Genomic DNA, 25,373 nt, shown 5'->3' with positions numbered 1-25,373 from the left:
CCTTTCCTGTTGATTGCTGACCGCTCTATGTCGTCCACCCCGTCACCTCAGCCCGCCGAAGCCGGCACCATGTCCCCGGCCGCCTGCGCCCAGGCGCTGAAGACCCAGTTCCCGGCGCTGTTCGACGGTCCGGTCAAGCCGCTGAAGCTGCGCATCCAGGCCGACATCCAGGAGCGCGCGCCGGGCCAGTTCAGCAAGCAGCTGCTGTCGGCCTTTCTGCGCCGCTATACCGGCGGCACCGCCTATCTGATCGCGCTGAGCAAGGCCACGCACCGCTTCGACCTCGACGGCCAACCGGCCGGCGAACTGGCCGACGAGCACCGCGAGGCCGCCATCACCGAGCTGGCGCGCCGCCGCAGCCTCAATGAGGAGCGCCGCGAGCTCGAGCTGCAGCAGCGCCGCAACCGCGCCGGCCTGCTGCACGACTTCCAGATCACCACGCTGACCCGCGCCAACTTCTGCGCGCTCAAGGGCGTGGCCGACGAGGAGCTGGACGGGCTGCTGGAGATCGCCAGGCAAGAGGCCATCGAAGACCAGGCGCGGCGCGCCAATCGTTCCGAGGGTCGCCCCGAGGCTCGCCCCGGCCAACGCCCGGATCAGCGTCCGAACCAACGCCCCGGCGACCGCCGTGGGCCGCCGCGTGGCGAGCGTCCGCGCGGCCCGCGCGCCGACAAGGCCTGATCAGCTGGCGTACTTGATCGTGCAGCCGTAGGCCGTCGAGTTCGGCCGGCTGACTGGCTTGCCGGCCAGGGTCTCGCCGAGGGCCTGGCTGACGTAGTTGGTCGCGGTCTTGATATCGGCCGGGTTGGCCGTGGGCTTGCTGTCGATCGCGCCGGCGTAGACCAGGGTGCCGGCCGGATCGATGACGTACATATGCGGTGTCGTGCGGGCACCGTAGGCACGGCCCAGCTTGCCGTCGTCATCCATCAAGGTGGCCTTGGGCGCCGCCTGCTTGCTCGTCAGCCAGGCCTCCAGCTGCGGCGGCGGCAGATAGTCGCTGGCCGATTTGGCGGTCGAGCTGACCGCCAGCCAGACCACGCCCTTGTCGGCCGCGCTCTTCTGCGTGGCCGGCATATTGCCGCTGTCGTAATGCTTCTTGACGAAGGGGCAGCCGGGGTTGATCCATTCCAGCACCACATGCTTGCCCTTGTAGTCGGCCAGGCTGACCGTCTTGCCCTGGCTGTCGCTGATGCTGAAGGCCGGCGCCGGCTGGCCGACCACGGCCGCGGCCTGGGCCAGCGAGGCAGCGCTCAGCAAAGTGGCGATCCAGGTCTTTCTCGAGATCTTCATCATCATGCAAACCTCCATCAAGGGTTGAGGGTCAGAGTGAAAGCGCCTCACGAACAGTCGCGAGGCTGAGGATCTCGGGCAGCAGCTGCGGCGCGGCCGCGCCCGGCAGATAGACGGCGTAGACCGGCACGCCGCTGCGGCCCAGGCTGCGCAGCGCCTGCGTGATCGCGGCATCGCGGCGGGTCCAGTCGGCGCGCAGCAGCAGCACATTCTTGGCCTGCATATCGGCCAGCAGCTGGCTGTCGGCCAGCGTGGTGCGCTTGTTGAACTGGCAGGTCACACACCAGGCGGCGGTGAAGTCCACCAGCACGGGCTGACCGGCCGCCTGGGCGGCCTGCACCCGCTCCGGCGACCAGGCCTGCCAACCCTGCGCAGCCGCCTCGGCCGAGGCCGCAGGCGGCGGCTCGCGCAGCGCCGGCCAGGCCCACAGCGCGGTCGCGGCCACCAGGGCCAGCGACAGCGTGCCGAGGATCTGGCGGCCGCGCCGTGCCAGGTCCGGCGCACTGAACACCCAGGCCGCCAGCGCCAGCGCCAGCAGCACGCCCAGCAGGGCCACCGCACCGTCGATGCCGACCTGCTGGCCCAGCACCCACAGCAGCCACAGCACGGTGGCGAACATCGGGAAGGCCATCAGCACCTTGAAATGCCGCATCCAGGCGCCCGGCCGCGGCAGCGCACGCGCCAGGCCCGGCCACAGGCTGGCGGCCAGATAGGGCGCGGCCATGCCCAGGCCCAGCGCGGCAAACACGGCCAGCGCCTGCCAGGTCGGCAGGGTCAGCGCTGCGCCCAGCGCCACGCCCATGAAGGGCGCGGTGCAGGGCGAGGCCACAGCCACCGCCAGCACGCCGGTCAGGCCATGGTCCAGCACCGGGTTGGCGGCGCGCAGGCCGGCCAGATTGCCCGGCAGCACGGCGCGGAACTCGAACACGCCCAGCAGGTTCAGCCCGATCACGCCGAACAGCAGGGCCAACGCCGCGACAAAGCCAGGCGACTGCAGCTGAAAGCCCCAGCCCAGCTGGGCCCCGCCGGCGCGCAGCGCCAGCAGCAGGCCGGCCAGCGCCAGAAAACTCAGGACCACGCCAGCCGTGTAGGCCAGGCCCCCGGCCACCAGCACCCGCCGATCTGTCGCATGCTGGGCAAAGCCCAGCACCTTCAGCGACAGCACCGGGAACACGCAAGGCATCAGATTCAGCAGCAGGCCGCCGGCAAAGGCCAGCAGCAGGGCCAGGCCGACCGACTTGGGCTCCTCTTCGGGCACGGCCGTGACCGGCTGCAGCGCCGGCGCGGGCGCGGCGGCCACGCCGGCCGGCCAGGCCGCGACGGCATAGGCCAAGCGCGCGCCAGGTTCACCGGCCGGACGCAGCACCAGTTGCAGAGCCGCCGGGCTTTCGCTGCGCTGGGCCGACAGCGGCAGGCGCAGCTTCAGCACTTCGCCCTCCCATTGCAGGGTCGGCGCGGCGGCGTGGTCGAACACACCGGCCTCCTCGGGGAAGGCCTGCAGCTCGCGGCCGCGCCAGGCGGCCGGCAGACCGTCGATGCGCAGGGCTAGCTGCGGCCCCTCGACCGCGGCCGCGATGCGCGCCTGCAGCGCCTGCGGCAGACCGGCGCGGGCGCGCTCGAACTGCGCCGCATGGCCGGCCGTCGCGGCGGCGGCCGGCAGCTCCAGCGAAAACTCGCCCGACTCCGGAATGCACACCTCCTTGCAGACCAGCCAATCGGCCAGCATCTGCAGCTTCAGGCTGCCGCCCTTGAACTCGGGGCCTATGGTCAGCGGCACGGCCAGCAGCAGCTCGCCCTCGTAGCCGTAATTGACCAGCGGGCCGACCGGCAGGCGCTGCGGCGTCGGCCACTGGATCTCGCCGACCGTGACCCCGGCCGGCAGTTGCCAGTCCATCCGCGTCGGCAGGCCGGAGTCGCCGGGATTGCGCCAGTAGGTGTGCCAGTGCGGCTGATGCTTGATCAAGAGGCCCAGCCAGGCCGGCTTGCCGGGCTCCAGGCCCTCGGGCGCATGGGCCACCAATTCGGCGCGCACCTGCTCGGTGGTGACGACCGCCCCCTGGGCGGCGGCCAGCAGGGGGAACAACAAGGCCGAAACACTCAGCACAAGCCTGGAGAAAAGGAGGCGGACAGCAAAGGTCATGCAGGGTCTGTCGGAGCGCAATGGGATTCCTTGCACTCTAGGGTATGACGGAAGACCCCGAGTATCGGTGAGCTTCTCGACCGGCCGATGACGCCCCGCCAAGCCGCTTTGCGCGCTATGCGAATAAGCAAATAGGCATTGCGCGCATGCGGGCCGGCGGCTCTGCGTAGACTGGCTGACCGATATTCATAGGAGCTGTGTTGACCAAGAAGACCTTGCTGGCGCTGAGCCTGCTGAGCGCCGCCCTGCTGTCCCAGGCCCAGACCCTGCGCTGGGCCGGCGCTGGCGATCCGCTGACCCTGGACCCCTATGCGCAGAACGAGTCGCTGACCAATGTGTTCAACGGCCAGGTCTATGAATTCCTGATCGCGCGCGACAAGCAGCTGAACCTGGTGCCCCAACTGGCCACCGAATGGAAGCAGAACGGCCCGCTGAAATGGACCTTCAAGCTGCGCCCGGGCGTCAAGTTCCATGACGGCCGGGCACTGACGGCCGACGATGTGGTGTTCTCGCTGGAGCGGGCCAAGCAGCCCAGCTCGCAGATCGCCGTCTATGCCAATACGCTGGGCACGGCCCGCAAGATCGATGAGCTGACCGTCGAATTCAATCTGCCCAAGGTCAACCCGATCTTTCTGGAGCACATCAACACGCTCTACATCATGAGCAAGGGCTGGGCCGAGGCCAACAAGGCCACCAAGACCCAGGACTTCGCGAACAAGGAAGAGAGCTACGCCGCCTTCAACACCAATGGCACCGGCCCTTTCCAGCTGGTCAGCCGCGCGCCGGACAACAAGACGGTCTACAAGCGCAACCCGGCCTACTGGGGCAAGATCGAGGGCAATGTGCAGGAGATCGTCTACACGCCGATCAAGAGCGACGCGACCCGCACCGCCGCGCTGGTCTCGGGCGAGGTCGATTTCGTGCTCGACCCCTCGCCGCGCGATCTGGAGAAGCTGGCCGTCACGCCCGGCGTCAAGGTCATCAACGGCCCCGAGAACCGCATCATCTTTCTCGGCCTGGACCAGGGCCGCGACGAGCTGCTCTACAGCAGCGTCAAGGGCAAGAACCCGCTGAAGGACCAGCGCGTGCGGCGCGCGCTCTATCAGGCCATCGACATCGAGACCATCAAGACCAAGCTGATGAACGGCCAGGCCGCGCCCACCGGCGCGGTCGTGCCCTCGCCGCTGGGCAGCTTCAACGACCCCGAGATCGAGCGCCGCCTGCCCTTTGACGCCGAGGCCGCGAAGAAGCTGCTGGCCGAGGCCGGCTACCCGCAGGGCTTCGAGGTGCAGCTCGATTGCCCCAACAACCGCTATGTCAACGACGAGCGCATCTGCGTGACCCTGGCCTCGCAATGGGCCAAGATCGGCATCAAGACCAAGGTGCTGGCCCAACCGAAGGCACAGTTCTTCAACAAGGTCGAGAAGCTCGACACCTCGATCTATCTGTTCGGCTGGGGCGGCTCGATCACCGACCCCGAGAGCATCTTCACCTCGCACTACCGCAACCGCGGCGAGAAGGGCGTCGGCGAGTACAACCGCGGCAACTTCAAGGACGACGAACTCGACGCGCTGGCCGCCGCCTCCAGCGTCGAACCCGACGCCGACAAGCGCAAGGCCCTGATCAAGCAGGTCTTCAAGCGCCAGGCCGAGCAGGTCCACTACATCCCGCTGCACCGCCAGTTCATCCCGTGGGCAGCGCGCAGCCATGTCTCGGTGGTACACCGCCCTGACAACTGGCTGGAAGTGCGCTGGGTGACGGTGGGCGCCAAGTAAAAAGACCGGTCGGGCGGCACAATGGCGCTCCCGACCGCCCACAGGATCACTCTGCGATGACGCCCACCCCCGAGCACTTCAATCAACGCGGCGAAGGCAAGCTGCCCGGCCATCTGGGCATCGTGATCACCGCCGTCGCGCCGGGCGCGGTCAGCGCCGAGCTGGCCGTGGCCCCGCACCTGATGGCGCCCAACGGCTATCTGCATGCAGGCAGCCTCGTGACCCTGGCCGACACCGCCTGTGGCTATGGCTGCATCGCCAGCCTGCCCGAGGGCGCGCAGAACTTCACCACCGTCGAGCTGAAGTCCAACCATCTGGGCACGGCGCGCGAGGGCATGCTGGACTGCCAGGCCACCGGCGTGCACCTGGGCCGCACGACCCAGGTCTGGGACGCCGTCGTCAAGCATCGCGACAGCGGCAAGACCCTGGCGGTCTTCCGCTGCACGCAGATGATTCTCTACCCCAAGGCCTGAGCGGTTCAGGCGCGCCGCAGCAGGTCGCCGAACACCGTCAGCTCGCCGTCGCGGCGGTCCTCGCCCGGCGCGTCGTAGAGCACCAGCCAGCCGGGCTTGCCCGCCAGCAGCTCCGGCGGCACGGCGCACAGCGCTTCGGCACGGTTGCAGCCCTGGCCATGGGGCAAGGTGATGGCTTCGCTCAGCGCGGTCGCCTCGAAGCGTACCGGCGCACTGTTGGCCGCCAGCGCGACGCGCGCGCTGGGCCATAGAAACAGGCGGATCTCCCCGTCCAGCACCATGGTCGGCCCGGCGAGGATGTAGAGGTCGTCGCCGCTGAAATGCAGATCGCGCACGCCCAGCCCCTGCAACTGCAGGAAGTGCTTGCGGTACAGTCTGCCCTGCTCGTCCAGGGGCAGCAGCCGCAGCTGCTCGCCACGCGCCTCGACCTCGATCTCCAGCAGCGCCGACCAGCCGCGCAGCACCGGGCCGCGCAGGCCCAGCAGCAGGCGCTGGCCGGCAATCGCCAGGCCCTCGATATCGAAGCCGTTGTCCTTGCCCGGAATGGCCATGAAAGGGCCGATATGCGGGTCATCGGCCAGCAGCCGGCTCAGCTGATTGCCTTCGGCATCGCCCTTCAGGCGCTGCGCGCGACGGCCATCGCGAGCCTCGCGCACCAGGCAGGGCGAGCCATCGGCACCCGCCTCGATAGGCACCCGGGCCAGCAGGCGCCGGTTGCCGTCGAGCGAGAGCTTGGCCAGGCGCTTGGCATTTTCGGCATCGTCGCGCCCGGGTTTGATGTTCTTGCGCTTGAGCCCGTGCGAGCCGACCAGCCAGAGCCAGTCGTCCACCACGGCCAGGCCCTCCAGATCGGCCTCCTCGTCGGCAGCGCCGGGCAGGTCCAGCAAGTCGGCCAGCGGAAAATCGCGGGCCTCGCCGAAGCGCAGCCGCTCGGCCCCGACCGGCTCGAGCCGACGCAGCCGGTCCACCCCGCAGGCCTCATCGCCGGCGACCCACAGAAAATCGCCGCTGAAGGCCGCGCCGGAGAGATTGGTGTGGACCAGGGAGGCCGAGGCAAATTCCAGGCGGACGGCATTGGCGCTGCGGGATCGGGGCATGAGGAGGCTCCAGGACACGAGGCCACCATCATGCAACAGGCCCGCAAGCGGGCAGCAGGCTTTCAGCGCAGGCTCAGCGCGAGGCTGGCCAGCAGCAGCAGCGCGTGCGGAAAGGCCACGGTCGGCTTGCAGGCGCTGCGCGCATAGCCGCCCAGCAGGGCCAGCCCGCCGGGCCGGGACGCGGCCCACTCACTGTGCAGTTGGAAGGCCGCCAGCGCTTGCCGATCCGCCGCGGCAGCCGGCAGCAGGCCTTGCTCGACGCGCAGCAGGCGCGCGCCGATACGGGCCTGGTAGGTCTTCAGCATCGCCTCCTGCCCCCACAGCAGCAGCGCCACCAGGCCCAGCCAATGCGGGCCGATCCGCCAGGCCAGACCGAGCGCGAACAGCGCGACGCCGGCCAGCTTGATCAGCAGCGCGCCGCGTTCGTATTGCTCGTGCTGCGTTTGCAGCAGGGTCCATTCTTGTTGCAGCGGCGACATCATGCTCATCGCTGCGGCTTGCCGGCCACGCCAAGCTGGCGATACAGCGCATTGGCCCGCGTCAGGTGCTCGCGCATCGCCTGCTCGGCGGCGGCCGGTTGGCGGGCGGCAATCGCCTCGACGATGCGCCGGTGCTCGCTCAAGGTCAGCTCCTCGGCACCCGGCGCGCGCACCAGGGGCTGGTAGTACTCGCTGGCCCAACCAAACAAGGCCTCGACAATCGCCGGGAAGATCGGGTTGCCGCTGATGCGGGCGATCTCGCGATGAAAGGCCATATCGAACTCGAGAAACTTGCCGAGATTGGCCATCGAGGCGCGGTGCTCGTCCAGGCGCTGGCGCAGCCGGGCGATGTCGTCCTCGGTCGCCCGCTCGGCGGCCAGGCGGGCCATGCCGGTCTCCAGAAAGATGCGCGCTTCCTTCAGATGTTCCAGGCTGTCCGGCTGCATATGCAGCAGGTGACGGGCGCCGCCGGCGATCTGCTCGATCAGGCTGCCGGCCGTCGGCACGACAACGCGAGCCCGCTCGCCATGGCTGATCTCGACAATGCCCGAGCGCTCCAGCGCCTGCAGGGCCTCGCGCACCGCCGGCCGGCCGACGCCGTAGAACTCCATCAGCTCGCGCTCGGCCGGCAGCTGCGCACCGGGCGCGATCTCGCCGCTGCGGATGCGCTCCATCAGGCGGTCCAGCACCTCCTGATAGAGCTTTCGACGGTGGATGGGGGATTCGGCGGCTGTCATGGCGCGGCGGAAGTTAACACATGCCTGCTCTTGCCCTGCCGCACATCGGCGAAGAAGTCGGCGCCGCCCATCTGGCCGCCCTTCAGCACGATCTCCAAGCCATCGCGTGCGCTGTGGTCCGACCAGGCGCGGCACAGCGGCGCACCGGGGGCAAGACCTGCCACCACGCTCAAGGCCGCGATATCCAGCGCGCTGGCCACCGCGCCCGAGCTGTCGCCGCCGGCCACCGCGATGCGCGTCAGGCGCTGGGGCGCGCGGTCCAGCAGCCGGCGCATCAGCGCGGCCAGGCCGCGGCCCACCTGCTCGGCGGCTGTGGCATCGGAGCTGAGCACGGCCGGATCGTCCGGGCCGGTGGCCGAATAGACCAGCGGGCTCTGCCCCTCGGCCAGTGCCGTGAGCGCGGCGGCCACGGCGCGCTCGATCTCGGCCTCGGGCCAGGCCAGCAGGCGCGGCAGGTCCAGCCGCTCGCAGGCAAAGCCCTGCTGAGCGGCCCGCGCGATCTGCGCCGCGGTGACCGGCGAGCAGCTGCCGCTGACCACCGCGATGCGGTCCACCGGCGCGGCCACCGGCAGCCCTGGCTGGGCCGGCAGCAAGCCCTCGCGGCGCCAGTGCGCGGCCAGCGCGTACTGCAGGCCCGAGGACGAGGCACTGAACAGCCCCGCGCCGCGCCGCTGCCAGATCAGCCGGCCGGCCTCGGCCAGGGTCTCCTCATCCAGCACATCGATCAGCACGACCGGCACGTCCTCTCCCAGCAGGCTTTGCAGATCCGCCCCCTGGCGCAGCCGCACCATATCGACCAGCTCGATGCGTCGGGGCGTCTGCGCGCTCAGATGCAAGCGCAGATCGGACTCGGCCATCGGCGTGACCGGATGGCGCGACATGGTCGGGTGGCGGTCCAGCCGGTGGCCGACACCGTTGACGGCCGCGAACAGATTCCCGAAGACCTGGTAGCGCGCCAGACGCGGCGCACCGACCACCATCGGCGACCAGCGGCCCTGGGGCATCAGCGGCACACCGAGATCGATCGCGCGGCCTATCGAGCCGACCGCGGGCGAGGAGTCGAAGGTCGAGCAGATCTTGTACTGCAGCAGCGGTGCACCGAGCGCGGCCAGGCTGGCGAAAGCGGCCGGCAGGTTCGCATTCATCCAGGAGGGGCTCTGCCCGCGCGACTGGCCGGCCAGGCCCACGCAGCGCAGGCCCGGAAAGCGCTGCAGCCACTCGTGCGTGGGCGGGCGCAGGAACAGCAGCGTCGGCACACCGGCGGCGGTGAAGGCCTCCATCACATCGGTGGAGCCGGTGAAATCGTCGCCGTAATAGCTCAGCAGCAGGCCCGGGGGCCAGGTCTTGCCTGCATCCATCACGCTCACCAGAAGCCCAGCGCCTCGCGCAGCTCGGCGTGCTCGCGGGCATGGTCCTGCAAGGGCGTGCCGGCCATCGCCGCGGCCCAGGCCTGGCGGAAGGCGGTGACGCCGGCCGCGATGCCGCCGGGATGGCCGAAGATGCCGCCGCCGGCGGCGTGGATCAGATCGGCCGTGCCCAGCGCCGCATAGGTGCCGGGTGCCTGCAGCCCGGTCTGGCCCGAGCTGAAGACCGGCATCGCGGCCATAGCCGCCCGCTCAAACAGCGGCTGCAGCACCGCGCGCGCGGCCGCGATCACGCTGTCGTCGGGCTCGCTGAACTTGTTGGCCAGGCCGTTGACATGCAGATGGTCGGCACCGGCCAAGCGCTGGATCTGCTGCCAGGGCGCATAGTCCCAGCCCAGCGCCGGGCAGCGGCTCAGCCAGCCCCAGCCGGCGCGGTGGCCGTGGATTGGCAGCTGGGCATGGCGGCGCAGCTCGGTCAGGCCGACCAGGCCCACCGCATTGAGGCTGACCATCACGCAGCTGCCGCCGAGCGATTGCACGAGATCATGGCGGCGCCGCATCTGGTCCAGATCACCGCTCAGATTGAAGGCCACCATGGGCTTGCGGCCGAGCTTGTCGGCGGCCGCGTTGACGACGGCCATCACCGCGCGCACCCGCTCCTCGAAGGGGCAATGCGGGCCATCGGCCTGCAGCTCGTCGTCCTTGATGAAGTCGATGCCGCCGGCCACCAGCTGGCGCACCTGCTCGGCCGTCTCCTCGGGGTTCAGCCCCACGCTGGGCTTGATGATGGTGCCGATCAGCGGCCCGGTCGGCACCCCGGCCAGCGCCCGCGTGCCGGCGATGCCGAAGGCCGGGCCGGCATAGGCGGCGGCAAAGGCCGGCGGCAGCCGCAGATCGGTGATGCGCAGACCCGAGACCTGGCGCAGCTCGAACAGATTGCCGGCAATCGTCGCGATCAGATTCGGCAGCGAGGGGCCGAGGTTCTCCAGCGGCCAAGACAGTTCCAGCTTGCAGCGGGTGTAGCGCTTGCTCGGCATGCCGCCGGGCAGGCTGGGCTGATCGCTGGTATCGATGACCTCCAGCTGCTCGACTCGCGCGCCGGCCCGCGCCTTCAGCGCCGGCGTCTCGGCCGCCAGCGCGAGAAAAGTGCCGCTGGACTGCTCGCCGGCGATGACCTCGGCCGCGCGGCGCGGGTCATCGCCGGTCTCCAGCCAGTAGCTGGCGTGGATGCGTTCACCGCTCATCAGATGCAGCGGCCGCCATCCACTTCGAGCGCGACGCCGGTGATGAACTCCGCGTCGTCGCTGGCCAGAAAGGCCGTGGCCTTGGCGATGTCCAGCGGGGTCGACATGCGGCCCATTGGGATGGTCGCGATGATCTTGGCCCGCGTGGCCTCGCTGTCCTCGCCGGGCAGGAAGTCCTGGATCAGGCCGGTCGCCCCCATCACCGGATTGATCGCGCAGACGCGTATGCCCTCGGGCGCCAGCTCGATCGCCATGCCCTTGGTCAGCGTGATCGCCGCGCCCTTGGTACCGCTGTACCAGGACAGGCCTGGCCGCGGGCGCAGGCCTGCGGTCGACGCGATATTGATGATGACGCCGCGGCGCTGCTTCTTGAACAGCGGCACGGTGTGGATCGCGCCCAGATAGATGCTTTTCACATTGGTCGCGTAGACGCGGTCGAAGGTCGCCTCGTCGACCTCCAGCATCGGCTGGTTCTTGTGCGTGGTGCCGGCGTTGTTGATCAGGATGTCGACGCGGCCATAGTGCTGGACGGTGGCGGCCACCATCGCAGCGACCGACTCGTTCTTCGTCACATCGGCATGCACGGGGATGGCCTTGCCACCGGCCGCCTCGATCTCCGCGGCCACCTTCTCGGCCGCATCGAAGCGCCAGTCGGCCACGACCACCTTGGCACCCAGCTCGGCGAAGAGCTTGGCAATGCCCTCGCCGAAGCCGCCGCCGGCCCCGGTCACGATGGCCACGCGGTCCTGCAGTTTCTTGGTTTCGCTCATCTCTAAGTCTCCTCAGCCGTGTTGGATGGCAATGGTCTTGATGGTCGTGAAGCTGCGCAGCCCCTCAAAGGCTTTCTCGCGGCCATAACCCGAATGCTTCATGCCGCCGAAGGGCAGCTCGATGCCGCCGCCGGCGCCGTAGTTGTTGACAAAGACCTGGCCGGCCTCGATGCGGTGCGCGGCACGCAGCTGGCGCGCGCCGTCGCGGGTCCAGACCGCGGCGGTCAGGCCGAAGGGCGTGCCGTTGGCCAACTCAATCGCCTCGTCCTCGCTGTCGAAGGCAAAGGCCGCCAGCACCGGACCGAAAACCTCCATCTGCGCGACCGGGTGTTCGCTGGGCACGGCGTTCAAGAGCATGGGCGGGAAGTAGAAACCGCCGGCCGGCGCATCGGCGGCCAGCTTGGCGCGGGCCGCGAGCTGGATGCCGTCGGCCAGCGCCGCATCGATCATCGCGGACACGCGGTCCAGCTGGCGGCGGTTGATCAGCGGGCCGCAGTCGGGGCCGGTCTTGCCGGCACCGGTCGTCAGCGCCTCGAAGCGCGCCTTCAGCTGCGCGATCACCGTGTCGTAGATGCTGCGCTCGATCAGCACGCGGCTGCCGGCCGCGCAGGTCTGGCCGGCGTTCTGCACGATGGCGTTGACCACCACCGGCAGGGCCTTGTCCAGATCGGCATCGGCGAACAGGAGTTGCGGCGACTTGCCGCCCAGCTCCAGGGTCACCGGCACATGGTTGGCCGCAGCGGCCTGGGCCACTGCGGTGCCGGTCTGCGGCGAGCCGGTGAAGGAGATGTGGTTGATGCCGGTATGGGCGGCCAGCGCGGCGCCGGCCTCGACGCCCAGCCCGCAGACGATGTTCAGGGCACCAGCCGGCAGGCCAGCCTGCAGCGCCAGCGCGGCAATGCGCAGCGGGCTCAGGCAGGCATCCTCGGCCGGCTTGACGACGCAGGCATTGCCGGCCGCCAGCGCGCCGCCGACCGAGCGACCGAAGATCTGCGCCGGGTAGTTCCAGGGGATGATGTGGCCGGTCACGCCATGCGGCACGCGCACGGCGATCACGGTGCTGCCGGCCGCATAGGGAATGCTCTCGCCATGCAGCTTGTCGGCCGCGCCGCCGTAGTACTCGAAGTAGCGCGCGCAGGCGGTGATGTCGGCCTTGGCCTGCTGGATAGGCTTGCCGGTGTCGGCGCACTCCAGCAGCGACAACTCCTCATGGTGCTGCAGGATCAGTGCCGACAGCTTCGTCAGGATGCGGCCGCGCTCGGTAGCCGTGCAGCGGCCCCAGGCGCCGTGGAAGGCGGCGCGCGCCGCCTGCACTGCGGCATCGATATCGCGCGCATCGCTGCGCGGCAGGCTGGTGAAGACCCGGCCATCGGACGGGTCCAGCACGTCGATGCGCAGACCCGAGAAGGCGGCGCCATGCTCGCCGGCGATCAGATTGAGTTGGGGCTTCAGGTCCATCATCAACGCACCGCCTGGATCGCTGCGATCTTGTCGGCACCGAACTCTTTCGCGAAGGCCGCATAGGCCGGCGCCACCGCCTTGCGGAAGCTCTCGCCATCGACCTTCTCGATCACCTGCATGCCGTCCTTGCGCAGCTGGGCGATGCCGGTGGCCTCGTCCTCGTTGACCTTTTTGCGCTGCGCGATCGCACCCACCTGGGCGGCCGCGACGAAGACCTTCTTGTCGGCCTCGGAGAGCTTGTTCCAGACATTGGGCGACACGATGATCACGGCCGGCGAGTAGACATGGCCGGTCAGCGACAGGTACTTCTGCACCTGGGCGAACTTGGCCGACAGGATCACCGGGATCGGGTTCTCCTGCCCGTCGACCGTGCCCTGCTGCAGCGCGGTGAACAGCTCGGGAAAGGCCATCGGCGTGGGCAGCAGACCGAAGGTCTTGTAGCCGTCCATATGGACCTTGTTCTCCATCGTGCGCACCTTCAGGCCGGCCGCGTCGCCGGCCGTCATGATGGGGCGCTTGTTATTGGTCATGTGGCGGAAGCCGTTTTCGGTCCAGGCCAGGCCGATCAAGCCCTTGGCCTGCATCTTCTTCAGCAGGTCCTGGCCGATGGGGCCGTCCATCGTGTGCCGCGCATGCTCGTAGTCGCGAAACAGAAAGGGGATGTCAACGATCTTGGTCTCGGGCACGAAGTTGCCGAGTGCGCCAGTCGAGGCGTTCACGAGATCCTGCGTGCCCAGTTGCACCGCCTCGATCTGCTCGCGCTCGCCGCCCAGCGCCGAGTTCGGAAACTGCTGGCATTTGTAGCGGCCCTGCGTGCCCTTCTCGACCTCGTCGCAGAAGGCCACCGAGCCGACCCAGTAGTGCGAATCCTTGGCCGGCGTGTAGCCGATCTTCAGCACGGTTTGTGCACCGGCCGTGCCAGTCAGGACGGCGAGGGCCGCCAGCAGGGTGGCGCGGCAAAGACGGTGTTGCTTTGTTTGCATGGCTGTCTCCGTTGTGTAGGGGCGTGGCGTCATCAGGTGATGCGCTGGATGCTGTCGGCGATCTCGGGGCGATCGAACACGCCCTTCCAGTCCTCGCGCATCAATCGCGGCTTGCCGAAGGCGATGGCCTTGTTGCAGGCGTCGGAGAACTGGCCCGGGATCTCCTTGAAGATCACTGCCGCGAGGATGGTCATATGGCCCAAAAGGAAGTCGCGCGCCGCCTCGGCCGGCACGCCGCGCTTGACGACCTCGTCCATGCCCTCGCGCATCACGTCCAGCAGGGTCGCGCAGACGGTCTCGGACAGGCCCGGCTCCAGCAGCGCCATTTGCTCGACGCTCAGCCGGTAGGAGCGCAGGATGGGGGCGTAAATGGTCTTGGCGATGTCCTCGCCCAGCGCGAAGTCACCATCGGTCCCCTGCATCAGCGCGCTGACCACCGACTGCTTGGCATGCAGGCCGCCGAAGAAATCGCGCCGGCCCTCGGGCGTGCTCTCGTCGTTGAAGATCGGGGGATGGCAGGGATGGGCGACGAAATAGACCAGATCGGGCCGCTCGGGCAGATGGCCGGCGAAGGGCGCGGCGGCGTCCAAGGTCATCACCATCGTGCCGGGCTTGAGCAGCGGCGCGATCTCGTGCGAGAGCTTGCCGATCAAGGTGTCGGGCACGGCCAGGATCACGACCTCGGCCCCGTCCAGCGCGGCCTCGGCCGAGACGCAGGCGATGCCCAGTTCGTCCTTGAGCCGCTGGCGACCGCCGGCGCCGGGCTCGACATGGCGCACCTCGTAGGCCGAGCCGATCAGATTGCGGCTCAGGCGGTAGCCCATCTTGCCGCCGGCGCCGAACAGCGCGATGGTGGTGCCAGTGCTCATCTCATGTCTCCAGGCTTGTTGTGGCCTGATGGTATGATGAGCACATCATCGCAACACCGTGGAAAACCCTTGCCGCCTACTGCGGCCCGATGGCCGGTGCCGGCTGCGGCGCCACGACGGCCGCCGGCGCATAGACCAGATCGCGCAGCGCCAGGCTGATCGGCGGTAGATAGGTGATCAGCATCAGGCAGCCGATGATGACCAGCACAAAGGGCAGCAGGTACTTGACGATGCGGTCCAGCGAGATCCTGGCCACCGTGCAGGCCGCGAACAGATTGACGCCGAAGGGCGGCGTGATCATGCCGAGTGCCAGGTTGACGACCATGATCATCCCGAAGTGCACCGGGTCCACGCCGAAGTGCACGGCCACCGGCACCAGGATGGGCGCCAGCACGATGATGGCGGCCGAGGTCTCGATGAACATGCCGATCACGAACAACGCGGCATTGACGCCCAAGAGGAACCACATCGGCGACTTCAGCACCTCGGTCAGCCAGGTGCCCAGCGCCTCGGGAATGCCGGCGCGCGTGACCAGATAGGCGAACAGGCCGGCGTTGGCGATGATGAACATGATCACCGCGCTGGAGATCACCGATTTGCGGAACACCGGGATCAGGTCCTTCAGGCTGAGCTCGCGGTGGATCAGCAGGCCGACGATCAGCGCATAGAACACCGCCACCACCGAGGCCTCGGTGGGCGTGAAGATGCCGCCATAGATGCCGCCCAGGATGATGACGGGCATCAGGAGCGCCCAGCCGGCCTGCAAGGTGGCCGCGCCGACGCCCAGCCGGCCATCGCCGTCCTGCAGGCCCCAGCCCTTCCAGCGGCAGTACAGATGCACAAACAGCATCAGCACGCCGCCGATCAGCAGGCCCGGGCCGATGCCGGCAATGAAGAGCTCGCCGATCGAGACCTCGGCCGAGACGCCGAACAGAATCATCGGAATCGAGGGCGGGATGATGACGCCCAGCTCGGCCGAGGTGGCCTGCAGCGCCGCCGCGTACTCGCGCGGATAGCCATGCTTGATCAGCGCCGGAATCAGGATGGCGCCGATCGCGAAGGTGGTGGCCACCGAGGAGCCCGACACCGCCGCGAAGATCATGCAGGTCAGCACGCAGGTCATCGGCAGGCCGCCCTGCACGCCGCCCACCAGCGACTTGGCGAACTCGACCAGGCGGCGCGAGATGCCGCCGTTCTCCATCAGATTGCCGGCCAGGATGAAGAAGGGCACGGCCGCCAGCGGGAACTTGTCGATCGCGGTGAACATCTCCTTCGGTGCGAGCACCAGCTTGTCGGGATCGAACAGCGCGATGCCCAGCATCGCCGAGCCGCCGATGGCCACGGCAATGGAGATGCTGAAGGCAAAGGCCAGCAGCATCGTGATCATCAGAGTCAGGGACATGATGCGGAACCTGTAGTCTTATTGAGCCAATTCCAGCTCTTCATTGATCGGATCCAGGTGCTGGGCCAGCACCGCGACGATGGCCAGCGCGGCGCCCACCGGCAGCGCCGCATAGGCCCAGGCCATCGAGATCTCCATGCTGGCAAAGGTCTGGAAGCGCACACGCCAGGCCAGATCGATACCGAACCACAGCAGCACGCCCAGAAAGGTCAGCGAGCTGACGGTGATCACCACGCGCACGACATGCCGCCAGGCTCCCTTGCTCAGGCGCAGCATCAGGTCCACCGACACCAGCGCGCCGCGCCGGAAGGCCACGACCACGCCCAGCATCACGCACCAGATCAAGAGGCGGCGCATGGCCTCCTCGGTCCAGGTCGAGGGCTGGGACAGCACGAAACGCGACACCACCTGCCACATCCCCAGGCAGCTGATCACGGCCAGCAGCACACAGGCCACATGCAGGGACAGATTGCTCAGCCGGCGGTCCACCGCCAACAAGATTTCACGCATCACGACTCCTGGGGCGCGCCCGTGTGGGCGCGCCGGGCTGAGGATTTACTTGACGGCCTGGATGGCGGCGATCTTGTCGGCGCCGAATTCCTTGGCGAAGCCGGCATAGGCCGGGGCCACCGCCTTGCGGAAGCTGTCGCCATCGACCTTCTCGACCACCTGCATGCCGTCCTTCTTCAGCTGGGCGATGCCGCTGTTCTCGTCGTCGTTGACCTTTTTGCGCTGCGCCGCAGCGCCCTTGGCGGCCGCTTCCATGAAGACCTTCTTGTCAGCGTCGTTGAGCTTGTTCCAGACCGTCGGCGACAGCAGCAGCACGGCCGGCGAGTAGACGTGGCCGGTCAGCGACAGATGCTTTTGCACCTGCGAGAACTTGGACGACAGGATCACCGGGATCGGGTTCTCCTGACCGTCGACCGTGCCCTGCTGCAGCGCGGTGAACAGCTCCGGGAAGGGCATCGGCGTGGGCAGCAGGCCGAAGGTCTTGTAGCCCTCCATATGCACCTTGTTCTCCATCGTGCGCAGCTTCAGGCCCGACGCGTCGCTGGCCTGCACGATGGCGCGCTTGCTATTGGTCATGTGGCGGAAGCCGTTCTCGGTCCAGGCCAGGCCGATCAGGCCCTTGCCCTGCAGCTTCTTCAGCACGTCCTGGCCGATGGGTCCGTCCATCGTGTGGCGCGCGTGGTTGTAGTCGCGGAACAGGAAGGGGATGTCGAAGATCTTGGCCTCGGGCAGGAAGTTGCCCAGCGGGCCGGTCGAGGTGTTGGTCAGGTCCTGCGTGCCCAGCTGCACCGCCTCGATCTGCTCACGCTCGCCGCCCAGCGCCGAGCTGGGGAACTGCTGGCATTTGTAGCGACCCTGCGTGCCCTTCTCGATCTCGTCGCAGAAGGCGGTCGAGCCGACGCCGTAATGCGATTCCTTGCTGGTCGCGTAGCCGATCTTCAGCACGGTCTGGGCCGAGGCCGCGCCGGTGAGGGCGGTCATGGCGATGAGGGCCAGGGCGGCCCCTTGGATAGCGTTCTTTGTCATGGTTTGTCTCCTGTTTTTCTATGGCGAAGGGTTGAAGAAATGGAAGTCAGAGCCGCAGCGGCACGCTGACGGCGGCGGGGTTGTCCTGCAGGTACTGCCTGACGATGCTGAGAAAATCGCTGTCGGGGGCGAGCCCCAGCCGCGCCTGGCGCGGCGACTCGAAGCGGGCCGGCCAACCGCCCACCATGCGGGCCACGCCGGCATCGGGCCGGAAGCTGACGCGGGCCACCGCCTCGGGCCCGGCCACCGTGGCCAGCGCGTCCAGCATCTGCTGCACGGTGACGGTCAGCGCCGGCAGGTTCAAGGCGGTGCGGCCGCCGAAATCCTCGCGGCTGGCTTCATAGACCTTGATCAGCCCGTCAATGGTGGTGGCCGGCGAGGCCAGCGCAATCGCCGTGTCCGGCGCCACCGGGCAGACCGCGTCCAGGCCCGCCAAGGGCTCGCGGATGATGGCCGACAGAAAGCCGGAAGCCGCCCCATTGGGCCGGCCCGGCCGCACCGACACCGTCATCAGCCGCGCCGTGCGGCCATCGATGAAGCCCTTGCGGCTGTAGTCGGCCACCAGCTGCTCGCAGATGAATTTGTGGATGCCATAAGAAGACTGCGGCGTCGGCAGGGTGTCGTCGCGCACCACGGCCGGCAGCGGCAGCGCCGGGTCGGAGCCGAACACCGCGACCGAGCTGGCGAACACCAGGCGCGCCGGCTTCTGCGCCGCCCGCAGCGCGTCGAGCAGGGCCCGGGTCGTGTCGAGATTGGAGCGCAGGCCCAGCTCGAAATCGGCCTCGCACTCGGCCGACACGGCCGAGGCCAGATGGAACACACCGTCGAAGCCCTCCGCACCCAGCGCCGCGCACTGATCGAGCAAGGCACCGGTGCGGGCCTGCACGCGCGCATCGGCCAGTAGATCGGCCGGCGGCGGGAACAGATCGGCCAGCACCAACGCGCTGATGGGCTGGCCGGCCAGGCTGCCGCGCGCCAGCAGCGTGCGCGCCAGGCGCGCGCCGAGGAAGCCGGCGCCGCCGGTGATCAAGAGCTTCATGATTGGGAATCCTTGTAGGGGGCGAACCAGCCGAGGCCCGCCGAGGTCCCTGCCCGCGGCCGGTACTCGGCGCCGACATGGCCGGCGTAGCCCAGCTCGTCGAGCAGCGCGAACAGCCAGGGATAGTTCAGCTCGCCGAGATCGGGCTCGTGTCGATCCGGCACGCCGGCGATCTGGATGTGGCCCACCGCACCGCCGGGCACCAGGTACCGGCGCAGCTTCGTCGCCAGATCACCCTCGACGATCTGGCAGTGATAGAGGTCCATCTGCAGCTTCAGATTCGGCGCGCCGATCTCGGCGATCAGCGCATGGGCCTCGTCCTGGCGGTTCAAAAAATAGCCGGGAATGTCGCGGGTGTTGATCGGCTCGATCAGCACCTCAAGGCCTTGCGCCCTCGCCTGCCCGGCCGCCCAGGCCAGATTGGCCAGATAGGTCTCGCGCACGGCACCGGCCGAGCGCAGGCCGGCCATCACATGGATGCGCGGACAGGCCAGGGCCTCGGCATAGGGCAGGGCCTGCTCGACAAAGCCGCGCCGGAATTCGTCCTCACGGCCGGGCAGCGCCGCGATGCCGCGTTCGCCGGCCTCGAAGTCGCCGGGCGGGGCATTGAACAGCACCTGGCGCAAGCCGGCATCGCGCAGCCGCGCGGCCAGCTCGGCGCGCTCGAAGGCATAGGGAAACAGGTACTCGACCGCCTTGAAGCCATCGTGCGCGGCCGCCGCGAAGCGGTCGAGAAAATCATGCTCCGTGTACATCATCGATAGATTGGCGGCGAAACGGGGCATGTGTTTTTCCTTCTTACCAGCGCGCGCCGAAATGCTGGCGCAGCTCGTCGATCTGCTGATCGCTCAGCGGTGCCGGCTTCGGATCACTGATCAGCCACAGCCGGGCGGTCTCTTCCAGCTCTTCCAGCACCGCCATCGCCTGGGCCGGCGAGTCGTGCCAGACATTGGGACCCAGCCGATCCATCAGCAGTGCGCGAATCGGTGCACCGCTGCGCTGGGCCCGCAGGATCGCGGCGGCGGCGGCCTCGGCTGCGGCCGGGTCGCCGGGCCGGTGGTAGCGGATCAGCGGCACATGGCCGACCTTCATCACGTAATAAGGCGTGATCGGCGGCAGGATGTCCTGCTCGCGCCAGACGCCGGCCAGGCTCAGCGCCACCAGATGGCTGCTGTGCGTGTGGATCACGCAGCCTGCCTGCGGCTCGGCCTCATAGATGCGCCGGTGCAGCGCCAGGGTCTTGCTGGCACGCGCGCCGGACAGCTGCTGACCATCCAGCGCCACCAGGGCCAGGTCTTGCGGATTCAGAAAGCCCAGGCAGGCGTCGGTGGGTGTGATCAGAAAGCCCTGCTCATCGGGCAGGCGCACGCTGATATTGCCGGCCGTCGCATGCACATAGCCGCGCTCAAACAGCGAGCGGCCGACGCGGCAGATCTCGGTGCGCAAGCTGTCCATCATCAGCTCACCATCCCCAGCGCCTTGGCAAAGAAATCGACGCTGCCGAAATTGCCGGACTTCAGCGCCAGCAACAGCGCCCGGCCCTCGGCCTGCGTCCAGGGCACGCCCGGATCAATCGTCGCGCCGATGCGCAGCGAGCGCACACCCAGGGCCTGCACCACCGCGCCCGAGGTCTCGCCGCCGGCCACCACCAGGCGGCGCACGCCGCCACGCTCGACCAGGCCCTGCGCGATCTGGGCCAGACAGTGCTCGACCAGCTGACCGGCCCGCGCCACGCCCAGGGCCTCTTGCACCGCCTTCACATCGGCGGGCTCCGCCGTCGCATAGATCAGCACCGGATCGGGTTGCCGGGCCGCCCAGGCCAGGGCTTGCTCGGCTTGCGCTTCGCCGGCAGCCAATGCCAGCGCATCGATCTGGAAGCCCGGACGTCCATCACCAAGCCAGTGACAGACTTGCGCATTAGTCGCCGCCGAGCAGGAGCCCGACAGCACCGCCGCCGCGCCGCCGACCGCCGGCAACACGGCCGCGCCGGCATCGGGCTGGAGCCAGCCACGCGCGGCATAGACCTCGGGCAAGCCCAGCGCGACGCCGGAGCCGGCGGTGATCAAGGGCAGATCGTCGCAGGCCTGGGCCAGCACGCGCAGGTCCTCGTTGCCGATCGCATCGGCGACGGCCAGGCGCACGCCCTCGCCGCGCAGCGCCGCGATGCGCTCGCGCGTCGCGGCCACGCCCCGGGCGATGCTGTCGTAGCGCAGCAGGCCCACGCGGGACTGCGGCGCCTGCTGCTGCAGCACGCGCACCAGGTTCGCATCCCGCATCGGCGTCAACGGGTGATCGCGCATGGCCGAGTCGCTGAGTAGCTGGTCGGCCACGAAGAGATGGCCACGGAACACCGTGCGGCCGTTCTCCGGGAAGGCCGGGCAGGCGATCGCGAAGTCGGTGCCCAGCGCCGCCATCAGCGCCTCGGTCACCGGGCCGATATTGCCGGCCGCGGTGGAGTCGAAAGTGGAGCAGTATTTGAAATAGAACTGGCGCGCGCCGGCGGCCTGCAACCAGCGCAAGGCCGCCAGCGACTCGGCCACCGCCTCGGCGGCCGGCGTGGTGCGCGACTTCAGCGCGATGACCACCGCATCCGCCTCGGGCAGAGCATCGCCCTCGCCCGGCACGCCGATCAGCTGCAGCGTGCGCATGCCGGCGCGCACCAGCATGCTGGCCACATCGGTCGCACCGGTGAAGTCATCGGCGATCACACCGAGCACGATGCTGCTGCGTTGCGCCCTCATGCGCTCGCCTTCGGCAGCTCGATATCGGCCAGTTCGGCATAGAACTTGATCACCGCCGCATCGTCCTCGGCGCCATGGCCGGCGGCGGCGGTGGCCAGATAGAGCTGGTGGGCCTGGGCCGCCAGCGGCAGCGGGAAGTGCAGCTTGCGCGCCGCGTCCAGCACGATGCCCAGGTCCTTGATGAAGATATTGACGGCCGACAGTGGCCGGTAGTCACCATCGAGGATATGGGGCACGCGGTTCTGGAACATCCAGCTGCTGCCGGCCGAGTTGCAGATCACTTCGTAGAGCTGGCGCGGATCGGCGCCGGCCCGCATGCCCAGCGCCATCGCCTCGCAGGCCGCCGCGATATGCACGCCGGCCAGATGCTGATTGACCATCTTGACGGTGGAGCCGACGCCGGCCTTGTCGCCGAGCCGGTAGACCTTGCCGGCGATCGCGTCCAGCGCCGCGCCGGCCGCCGCAAAAGCCTCGGGCTTGCCCGAGGCCATCACCGTCATCTGGCCCTCGGCCGCCTTCTTCGCGCCGCCCGAGACCGGGCCGTCGATCAGCCACAGGCCGCGCTCGGCCAGGCGTGCTTCCCACAGCGGCGGCAGCGTCGGGTCGACCGTGGCCGAGCTGACCACCACCGAGCCAGGCTTCAGCAGCTCGCTCAAGCCCTTGGCCGTCCCATGGCCGAACAGCAGCTGCTCGGTCTGCACGGCGTTGACCACCAGCACCACGACCACATCGCAGTGCGCGGCCAGCTCGGCCAGCGACTCGGTGGCCGAGCCGCCCTCGGCCGCGAAGCGCTCGCGCGCGGCGGCGGTCAGATCCAGGCCCCAGGTCGGCACGCCGCGCCGCAGCGCCGATACGGCCGCGCCGAAGCCCATCGAGCCCAGACCGATCACACCCAGGGTCTTCGCGCTTGTTGTCTGTGCTGCCGTCATTGCTTTGCCTTTGTTGACTTGCCGGCTTTCAGCACGCCGGCGATCTCGAGTCGCCTCGCCGCCTGTTCCATATGGCCGGTGGCCACGCGCCGCGCCGTCAGCGCATCGCGCGCCGCGATTGCCTCGACCAGGGCGCTGTGCTCCTGGCGCACTGCCTCGGCAAAGCCGCGGTGGCGCGCCTCATTGCCGCGCGTGACCCGCATCGCCTCGCGCAGATACTGCTCCAGAAAGCCGAGCAGGCGGCCGAACTGCGGATTGCCCGAGGCCTCGGCGATCGCGCGGTGCAGGGCCAGGTCTTGATCGACCCCGTCACCACCGGCGGCCACGGCCACCTCGATGGCCTGCAAGGCCTTGCGTATCGCCGCAATCTGGGCCCGCGAGGCCCGCTCGGCCGCCAGCGCCGCGATCTCGCCTTCCAGCGCGCGTCGCACCTCGACGATCTGTGCCACCGCCTGCAGCGACTCCAGCACCGTCGGATCAAAGGCCAGCGGCTTGTTGGCGGCCGGCGGCGCGACATAGACGCCCGAGCCCTGGCGCGAGATCAGGAGACCCTGCGACTTCAGCTGATGCACCGCCTCGCGCACCACGGTGCGCGACACGCCATGCAGTTCGCTGAGCTGCTGCTCGGTCGGCAGCCGGGCGCCTGGCGCCAGGCTGCCAGCCTCGATCTGCCCGGCCAGCAAGGCGGCGAGGCGGTCGGACAGGCGGCTGGCCTGCAGCCGTGGCGCACTGTGCGCTGCGGCGTTCAGTGACACGATGGGAAGAAGCTGAAATTCATCAGGTCATCCTACAACTTTGCAAAGGCAGCGTTGCTGGGGGATACCCTGGCGACCGAGCCGGCGCGGTACTCCAGATTTGCAAAGCGCTGCCGATACAGCAGACAAGGTCCGCGCCGCGCCGCAGACCCATAACAATCAGGGAGACTCCGACTCGAATGACACGCATCAGCTCAGCGGGCTTGAGCCTGCCGACGCAACACCTCAGCCCCGTGCGCACGACAACGCCGGCCCGGCCCACCGCCGTGGCGGTAGAGAGCAGTGCCTCGCCAGCGTCCACACGGGTGACACTGGACGCTGCGGCCGCCGCCACGGTGGTCTATGCCAAACCCAGGGCTGTCGACGAAGCGCCGTTCGCGACGACCCGGTCCTGGGCTTCGCCGCAGCAAGACGCCATCAGCAGCCTGATGGCGCGCAATGGCAGTGCCGGCGGATTGGCCGGGCGCTGGAGCGGGCTGGGCGGCGCACTGCTGTCACACCTCGCCAGCACGCAGTCGGACTATCGCCAGACCCTGGTCGATGATTCGGCACCGCCTGCGGCCGACGCGATGGCCACAGATCGCACGAGCGCCCTCGCGGCCCCGGCGCTGGATGGCGCAGACGCAGCCCAGGTCAGCCTGAAGATACGGACCCTCTCGGGGCAGACCGTGGCGCTGAAGATCGCCACGAGCGAGCATGAAGGCCGCAGCGGCCTTCAGGTCGAGATCGGCAGCTCGGGCCCGCTGAGCAAGGCGGAGCGCGAGGCCTTGGCCCGGCTCGCCGAGGGTCTGGACAAGGCGCTGGACGGCCTGGGCCAAGCCGGCGCGCTCAAGCTGGATCTGGCCGGGCTGATGGACTACGACAGCAGCGCGCTGACCAGCGTGGATCTCAGGGTCAGCAACCCCAAGCCCTCGCAAGCCCTGGCTTCGTTCGCGCTGCATCTGGGGACGGACCGCAAGACGCTGGCGCTGGCGGGCAAGGCGGGCGAGATCGCAGTGGATCTCGATATGAACACGCCCGTGGGTCGGGGCAGCGCGCAGCAGCGGCAGTCCGCGATTCAGCAGCATCTGCAGCAGTTCGATGCCGCCGCGCAGCGCAGCCGCGCCGACGCCGCGCTGGTAGCCCTGTTCAAGAACGCTTTCACCCAGCTGCATGCGCAGCCACCCAGCCAGGTGGCGTCCCGGGCCGAGGCCTTGAGCCCGGCGCTGGAGCGGCAGGTGCAGCCCCTGCTCAGCGGCTTGATGGATTTCCAGGCCAGTTTCGGCGGCGACTTCGAGAGAAGCAACCCGGCGGGCGCCGTCACCGAGGCCGGTCGCGCCGACTACCAGCTCAGCCAGAAGACCACGCTGCGCCGACACGGCGCCGCCGACGACAGGTCCATCACCCAGACGCAGAGTGAGAAGCTGGATGCGCATGCCAAGAAATCGCGCACCGGCGGCATGCTGGACACCCGAAGCGGCAACTACGACCTCAACAAGATCCAGGACCGCAACACGGTCACGACCTTGATCGAGGCGACCGAGGGCCAGCTGACCCGCGCGCTGAAGAAGACCGACCAGCATCAGTTGCACACCTACGAGAAGCTGGTGGACCACCGCGTCGAGGAGCGGCGCGACACGCCGCTCGACAAGAACACGCTAAAGCGGTTGCGCTAGCCCGTCGACCGCCGACTGCGTCCAACGATGTCGACCAGCAACTGGCGCAACTCATCCTCGGCCTGCGCGGCGCTCAGCACGCCTTCGGTGGCGGCGGTCGACAGGGCTTCGGCGGCGCCGAGCACACCCCACAGGCTGGCGGCAGCTATCGTGCGCGGCGCAGCGAACGGCGCCAGCTCCGACTCGCAGACGCTCATGAAGGCCAGCTCGCACTCGCGCTTGACCTTCTGCAGCTCCGGCGTGCTGTCGAGGGCGGCAATCACGCCGGGAAGCTCACGGCCCTGGCCGATGAAGCAACCCACATAGGAGGCCGCGATAACGGCCGCCTTGTCCCGCAAGGTCGGCCGGCTCGCCGCCAGCGCTGCATTCATCAACGCGGTCTGGCGGGCCGCAAACTCCAGATAGAGTGCACTCAGCAGCCCGGGGAGCGCGCCGAAATGGTCGTAGACCACCGGCTTCGTCACCCCCGATCGCTCCGCGAGGCGACCCAGGGTCAGCGCCTGCGTGCCCTCCTCCCGGACCAGTTGCCGGGCCGCGTCCATCAGCTGACGATAGCGTTCCTCGCGCGCCAGGCGTCGGCGCGGCTCCTCAGGTGACACGGGCGGGACTGCTTTCTTCACTGTGCTTGACATGA

25 protein-coding genes are annotated in these 25,373 nt (G+C 68.8%); 4 read left to right on the top strand and 21 right to left on the bottom strand.

Annotated features, from left to right (window positions below; translation table 11 throughout):
- Positions 1–69: 69 nt before the first annotated feature.
- Complete coding sequence (locus O5M90_RS20800; protein WP_269838223.1) at positions 70–681, top strand: ProQ/FinO family protein; 612 nt, start codon at positions 70–72, stop codon at positions 679–681.
- On the opposite strand, the gene O5M90_RS20795 is transcribed toward O5M90_RS20800, so the two are convergent.
- Positions 682–1,290: a thioredoxin family protein gene (locus O5M90_RS20795; RefSeq protein ID WP_269838379.1), complete on the bottom strand. Its 609-nt coding sequence runs from the start codon at positions 1,288–1,290 to the stop codon at positions 682–684.
- A 31-nt stretch (positions 1,291–1,321) separates the two neighbouring features.
- On the bottom strand, positions 1,322–3,376 hold the full coding sequence (locus O5M90_RS20790) for a protein-disulfide reductase DsbD family protein (protein WP_332909452.1): 2,055 nt from the start codon (positions 3,374–3,376) through the stop codon (positions 1,322–1,324).
- Positions 3,377–3,630: 254 nt separating this feature from the next.
- Here O5M90_RS20790 and O5M90_RS20785 point away from each other — a divergent pair, with 254 nt between their 5' ends.
- Together O5M90_RS20785 and O5M90_RS20780 are read left to right on the top strand one after the other, a co-directional pair.
- The gene (locus tag O5M90_RS20785) at positions 3,631–5,205 is read left to right on the top strand and encodes an ABC transporter substrate-binding protein (RefSeq protein WP_269838225.1); all 1,575 of its coding nucleotides are present in this window, start codon (positions 3,631–3,633) and stop codon (positions 5,203–5,205) included.
- A 56-nt stretch (positions 5,206–5,261) separates the two neighbouring features.
- A complete protein-coding gene (locus tag O5M90_RS20780; RefSeq protein WP_269838226.1) occupies positions 5,262–5,678 on the top strand; it encodes a PaaI family thioesterase in 417 nt (138 codons plus the stop codon).
- 5 nt (positions 5,679–5,683) lie between these two features.
- Here O5M90_RS20780 and O5M90_RS20775 read toward each other — a convergent pair whose 3' ends face one another.
- The 18 genes from O5M90_RS20775 to O5M90_RS20690 all read right to left on the bottom strand — a co-directional run bounded on the left by O5M90_RS20775 (position 5,684) and on the right by O5M90_RS20690 (position 23,084).
- Positions 5,684–6,775: a DUF3616 domain-containing protein gene (locus O5M90_RS20775; protein ID WP_269838227.1), complete on the bottom strand. Its 1,092-nt coding sequence runs from the start codon at positions 6,773–6,775 to the stop codon at positions 5,684–5,686.
- Between the two features lie 62 nt (positions 6,776–6,837).
- A complete protein-coding gene (locus O5M90_RS20770; protein WP_269838228.1) occupies positions 6,838–7,263 on the bottom strand; it encodes a hypothetical protein in 426 nt (141 codons plus the stop codon).
- Positions 7,260–7,991 carry a transcriptional regulator NanR gene (locus tag O5M90_RS20765; protein WP_137944715.1) on the bottom strand — a complete coding sequence of 244 codons (732 nt, stop codon included), beginning with the start codon at positions 7,989–7,991 and terminating at the stop codon, positions 7,260–7,262. The genes O5M90_RS20770 and O5M90_RS20765 overlap by 4 nt, the downstream gene beginning before the upstream one ends.
- The gene (gene oiaK, locus O5M90_RS20760; RefSeq protein WP_269838229.1) at positions 7,988–9,349 is read right to left on the bottom strand and encodes a 3-oxo-isoapionate kinase OiaK; all 1,362 of its coding nucleotides are present in this window, start codon (positions 9,347–9,349) and stop codon (positions 7,988–7,990) included. Before oiaK ends, O5M90_RS20765 begins: the two co-directional genes overlap by 4 nt.
- Before the next feature lie 5 nt (positions 9,350–9,354).
- A complete protein-coding gene (locus O5M90_RS20755; RefSeq protein ID WP_269838230.1) occupies positions 9,355–10,599 on the bottom strand; it encodes a ribulose-bisphosphate carboxylase large subunit family protein in 1,245 nt (414 codons plus the stop codon).
- Positions 10,599–11,369 carry an SDR family oxidoreductase gene (locus O5M90_RS20750; RefSeq protein WP_269838231.1) on the bottom strand — a complete coding sequence of 257 codons (771 nt, stop codon included), beginning with the start codon at positions 11,367–11,369 and terminating at the stop codon, positions 10,599–10,601. The genes O5M90_RS20755 and O5M90_RS20750 overlap by 1 nt, the downstream gene beginning before the upstream one ends.
- Positions 11,370–11,381: 12 nt before the next feature.
- Entirely contained in the window at positions 11,382–12,821 is a 1,440-nt protein-coding gene (locus tag O5M90_RS20745) for an aldehyde dehydrogenase family protein (RefSeq protein ID WP_440402520.1), read from the bottom strand.
- A gap of 8 nt (positions 12,822–12,829) precedes the next feature.
- The gene (locus O5M90_RS20740; RefSeq protein WP_269838233.1) at positions 12,830–13,813 is read right to left on the bottom strand and encodes a TRAP transporter substrate-binding protein; all 984 of its coding nucleotides are present in this window, start codon (positions 13,811–13,813) and stop codon (positions 12,830–12,832) included.
- A gap of 32 nt (positions 13,814–13,845) precedes the next feature.
- Complete coding sequence (locus tag O5M90_RS20735; protein WP_269838234.1) at positions 13,846–14,682, bottom strand: phosphogluconate dehydrogenase C-terminal domain-containing protein; 837 nt, start codon at positions 14,680–14,682, stop codon at positions 13,846–13,848.
- A gap of 76 nt (positions 14,683–14,758) precedes the next feature.
- The gene (locus tag O5M90_RS20730) at positions 14,759–16,084 is read right to left on the bottom strand and encodes a TRAP transporter large permease (RefSeq protein ID WP_269838235.1); all 1,326 of its coding nucleotides are present in this window, start codon (positions 16,082–16,084) and stop codon (positions 14,759–14,761) included.
- A gap of 18 nt (positions 16,085–16,102) precedes the next feature.
- On the bottom strand, positions 16,103–16,594 hold the full coding sequence (locus O5M90_RS20725) for a TRAP transporter small permease (protein WP_269838236.1): 492 nt from the start codon (positions 16,592–16,594) through the stop codon (positions 16,103–16,105).
- 45 nt (positions 16,595–16,639) lie between these two features.
- A complete protein-coding gene (locus O5M90_RS20720) occupies positions 16,640–17,620 on the bottom strand; it encodes a TRAP transporter substrate-binding protein (protein ID WP_440402311.1) in 981 nt (326 codons plus the stop codon).
- Between the two features lie 46 nt (positions 17,621–17,666).
- Positions 17,667–18,659: a D-erythronate dehydrogenase gene (denD, locus tag O5M90_RS20715; protein ID WP_269838237.1), complete on the bottom strand. Its 993-nt coding sequence runs from the start codon at positions 18,657–18,659 to the stop codon at positions 17,667–17,669.
- On the bottom strand, positions 18,656–19,444 hold the full coding sequence (gene otnI, locus O5M90_RS20710; protein WP_269838239.1) for a 2-oxo-tetronate isomerase: 789 nt from the start codon (positions 19,442–19,444) through the stop codon (positions 18,656–18,658). The genes denD and otnI overlap by 4 nt, the downstream gene beginning before the upstream one ends.
- Before the next feature lie 13 nt (positions 19,445–19,457).
- Positions 19,458–20,120, bottom strand: coding sequence for a class II aldolase/adducin family protein (locus tag O5M90_RS20705; RefSeq protein ID WP_440402519.1), 663 nt, complete (start codon positions 20,118–20,120; stop codon positions 19,458–19,460).
- A complete protein-coding gene (otnK, locus tag O5M90_RS20700) occupies positions 20,117–21,400 on the bottom strand; it encodes a 3-oxo-tetronate kinase (protein ID WP_269838241.1) in 1,284 nt (427 codons plus the stop codon). Before otnK ends, O5M90_RS20705 begins: the two co-directional genes overlap by 4 nt.
- Entirely contained in the window at positions 21,397–22,329 is a 933-nt protein-coding gene (gene ltnD, locus O5M90_RS20695; protein WP_269838242.1) for an L-threonate dehydrogenase, read from the bottom strand. Before ltnD ends, otnK begins: the two co-directional genes overlap by 4 nt.
- Positions 22,326–23,084: a FadR/GntR family transcriptional regulator gene (locus tag O5M90_RS20690; RefSeq protein ID WP_269838243.1), complete on the bottom strand. Its 759-nt coding sequence runs from the start codon at positions 23,082–23,084 to the stop codon at positions 22,326–22,328. Before O5M90_RS20690 ends, ltnD begins: the two co-directional genes overlap by 4 nt.
- Positions 23,085–23,317: 233 nt before the next feature.
- Here O5M90_RS20690 and O5M90_RS20685 point away from each other — a divergent pair, with 233 nt between their 5' ends.
- Complete coding sequence (locus O5M90_RS20685; protein WP_440402309.1) at positions 23,318–24,739, top strand: hypothetical protein; 1,422 nt, start codon at positions 23,318–23,320, stop codon at positions 24,737–24,739.
- On the opposite strand, the gene O5M90_RS20680 is transcribed toward O5M90_RS20685, so the two are convergent.
- Positions 24,736–25,371, bottom strand: a complete 636-nt coding sequence (locus tag O5M90_RS20680) for a TetR/AcrR family transcriptional regulator (protein WP_269838245.1) — start codon at positions 25,369–25,371, stop codon at positions 24,736–24,738. The two genes, O5M90_RS20685 and O5M90_RS20680, sit on opposite strands and share 4 nt — an antisense overlap.
- Positions 25,372–25,373 lie beyond the last annotated feature (2 nt).

Source organism: Paucibacter sp. M5-1 (assembly GCF_027498415.2).
Lineage (GTDB): Bacteria > Pseudomonadota > Gammaproteobacteria > Burkholderiales > Burkholderiaceae_C > Roseateles_E.
The sequence above is the reverse complement of the archived record's forward strand: the minus strand, read 5'-3'. Positions and strand labels throughout refer to the sequence as shown.